The 1,526-nt window shown below is 30.2% G+C and carries 1 protein-coding gene; it reads left to right on the top strand.

Annotated features, from left to right (window positions below):
• Window positions 1-89: 89 nt before the first annotated feature.
• A protein-coding gene (locus DW911_RS10840) for an IS3 family transposase (protein ID WP_118434211.1) occupies window positions 90-1,486 on the top strand; the annotation gives its coding sequence in 2 pieces (ribosomal slippage) (window positions 90-587 and window positions 590-1,486; 1,395 coding nt in all).
• Window positions 1,487-1,526 lie beyond the last annotated feature (40 nt).

Raw genomic sequence — 1,526 nt, 5'->3', positions numbered from 1 at the left:
TGAACTGAACCCAATTTGTTGGACAGATGAATTTCAGATAGTAACGATTATTATCTGAAATTCATGCCAGCAAGGAGGGTTCTTTTAATATGGCAAAATTAACTTATGAAGACAAAAAAGAAATTGTACGACTCTATGAAGATGAACGACTTGGATGTCAAATAATAGCTAAAAAATTTAATGTATCAAATAGCACTATTAATATTATTATCCGTAAATACCACATTCATGGGGAAGAATCGATCAAAAAAAATAAGAACAGAACTTATTCACCCGAATTCAAACTTGAAGTTATCACTCGTGCTTTGAATGGTGAATCTAAGACCTCATTAATTATCGAATACGATATTAGTAAATCACAAATTATTTCATGGCTTAACAATTATGAAAAATTAGGATATGATGGATTGGTCAATAAACCGAAAGGAAGACCAACGTCTATGAAAAAAGAAGAAAATAAAACATTAGATATTAATGATAAGGATACTGTTATTGAACAGTTGAAGAAGGAAAACTATAAACTACAGTGTGAGGTGGATGCATTAAAAAAATTGAGAGCCTTGGTTCTACAAAGGAACACGCAACAAATAAAGAAAAAACAGAAGTAATCAAGGAACTAAGGCAGACATATCCATTATCAATGCTTTTAAATGTATTACAGATATCAAGATCTACCTATTTTTACAATATTAAATCTATAGCTTCTAGTGACAAGAATGCAGAATTAAAAGCTAAAATCACTGAAATATTCAACAAAAATAAAGGAAGATACGGTTATAGGCGCATTACTCTTGAACTAAGAAATCAAGGTTTTATCGTAAATCATAAGAAAGTAAAACGATTAATGAAGGTGCTTGGATTGTTTGGAATTACACCAAAAGCCAAATATAAATCTTATAAAGGTGATATGAATGGAACAGTTAAGAATTTACTACTAGTTAAAGAATTAGATGAAAAGAATCATAAAACAACATACAAAAGAGATTTTTCTACAACTGCATGTAATCAAAAATGGACAACAGATGTATCTGAGTTTCGTATAGCAGCTGGTAAATTATATCTTTCACCGATTCTAGATATGTATAATGATGAAATTGTGTCTTACATAATTTCAAAGTCTCCTAATTTCAAACAAACTACAGATATGCTCAATATAGCCTTTTCAAAATACGATAATCTTAAAGATTTGATTTTTCATAGTGATCAGGGATGGCAATATCAAATGGAGGCATACCATAAAGCACTTAAAGAACATGACATTATTCAGTCCATGTCAAGAAAAGGAAACTGTTTGGACAATTGTGTAATGGAGAACTTCTTTGGGAAAATGAAGAATGAGATGTTTTATGGACATGAATATGAATACGAAACATTGGAACAGCTAGAATTAGCTATGGACGAATATATCAAATATTACAATGAGAAACGTATAAAAGTAAAATTAAAAGGCCTGACTCCTTTACAAGCAAGAGATCAAGCCTTATAATCGATTTAAAATTTAAGTCCAACTTTTGGGGTTCACAATA

Origin of the sequence: Erysipelatoclostridium sp. AM42-17, assembly GCF_003480255.1 — a bacterium.
Taxonomy (GTDB): Bacteria; Bacillota_I; Bacilli_A; order Erysipelotrichales; family Coprobacillaceae; genus Faecalibacillus.
This window is presented reverse-complemented; position numbering and strand designations above follow the sequence as displayed.